The organism is Staphylococcus sp. EG-SA-2 (genome assembly GCF_017152085.1).
Genome location: NZ_JACYHC010000702.1, coordinates 1 through 1,858 on the forward strand (window position 1 = coordinate 1; position 1,858 = coordinate 1,858).

The 1,858-nt window shown below is 31.4% G+C and carries 2 protein-coding genes; both read right to left on the reverse strand.

Annotated elements, in window-relative coordinates; genetic code table 11:
• Positions 1–1,097 (reverse strand): ATP-dependent RecD-like DNA helicase (locus IDG60_RS12855; RefSeq protein ID WP_241013371.1); only part of this gene is annotated, 1,097 nt, incomplete at its 3' end.
• 1 nt (position 1,098) lies between these two features.
• The gene (locus IDG60_RS12860) at positions 1,099–1,767 is read right to left on the reverse strand and encodes a tetratricopeptide repeat protein (protein ID WP_000567017.1); all 669 of its coding nucleotides are present in this window, start codon (positions 1,765–1,767) and stop codon (positions 1,099–1,101) included.
• Between the last annotated feature and the right edge of the window lie 91 nt (positions 1,768–1,858).

The following is a 1,858-nucleotide window of genomic DNA, read 5'->3' on the forward strand; positions in this document are numbered from 1 at the left end:
TTTCCTGTTCCCGGTCCACCGGTTAATAGCATCACCTTAGAATTGATAGCCGTTTGCAAAGCTTCTTTTTGTGAAGCTGCATAGTTCACTTGATTCGCATCTTCTATTTCACCAATATGCATTTGTAAATCTGACTGTTCAATTTCCGTAAGTTTATTTGTATGCGTCTTTATTCTGAATAAGTTTTGAACACTTTTGATTTCAGAATAATACAAACTTGGAATTGCAACTTGTTCATTGTCAATAATTAGTCGTTTTTCCTCATTTAAGTATTGCAACATTTCGTCTAATTTTTCAGGTTCGATGACCTCTTCATCTTGATAATTTAATACATCAACCGTTAAATCTATAACAACATTGATAGGCAAATATGTATGTCCCTGTTTAATACATTCTTCTTCTAACGTATAGAGCAACGCAGCTTTTAATCGTTCATTATCGTTATAAGCGATACCAATATTTCTAGCAAGTTGATCTGCTTTATTAAAACCAATACCTTTAATATCATAAATCAATTGATATGGATTTCGATCTAAAATAGTCAGTGTATCGCCGAGATAAAACTGATAAATTGCCATTGAAAGTTTAGGACCAAACCCTAAATCATGTAAACGAATCATTATTTTTTCAGATTCTTGATTTGCTGAAATTTGTTCTGCAATTTGTTTCTGTTTCTTTTTAGATAATCCCGAAACTTTTTCTAGCACTGAATGGTCATCTAATATATCATTTATCGCATTGTCACCTAATGTATTAACAATATTTTGAGCTGTCTTTTTACCTACACCTTTAAACAAATCACTAGATAAATAACTTATAATTGCTTCTTTCGTTTGTGGCATTTCTTTTTCAAAAGTCTCTGCTTTTAATTGTTTACCATAACGTGGATGATCAACAACTTGCCCTTTAAATGTGTAGACATCGCCTTCAACAATATTCGGAAGAAACCCTACAACAGTTGGCATTGTATCAAAGTCTTCATTTGTTTCAATAGTATCTACTTTAAGCACTGTATAAAAATTATCACTGTTTTGAAACAATATCGCTTCAACAGTACCTTTGATCATTGAATAATCAAATAGTGTAGGGTCTGACATGTTACTCCTCCTCTTTCATTTTAGTGAATGTTTTCAGCGCATGCTGACTTAATAAGTGTTTAGGGTCGATAGTCACAGCTTCTTTAAAATGAGTTATTGCTTCATCAATATCTTCATTTTTCATAAATAACGCTAAGCCCAAATTGTATCTTGCATCAACATGATTTTTATCAATCGTTAATACATGTTTAAGTTGAGTTATGGCTTCATTAAACATTTCTAATTGACATAATACAAGACCATATTGAAATTGAACTTCTGCATCTTTGTCTTTATCTAGTTCCGCAGCAGTCATTAAATACGGCAATGCCAGCTTAAATGATTCTAACTGATTAAACGCCATACCGATCATATAATTACAATCAACTTGTTCAATCTCTGTTTGTAATGCTTGTTGATATAATTTAATAGCTTCTTGATAACGTTGCTGATTATAATATACATTTGCTAGATTATAAAATACGACGCCATTCTTCGGATCTATTGTTAAAGCTTTTTGGAAAAAACGCTCTGCCTTTTCAATCTCATTCGCATCAGCAAGTACGATACCAGCATTAATATAATTTTCAATAATTGTAGGATCTTCTTCGATATTTCCGAACAATGCTTGTAACGCTTCTTCTATTTTTCCATTTTGTATGTATTGATAAATTGTTTGTTGATCTATCATTTACGAACCTCATTTCTCATCAATTATAACATCTTGATAAATTGTATGTCTCGAATCACTTAACAACGAATAAAATATAATCTAATATCAT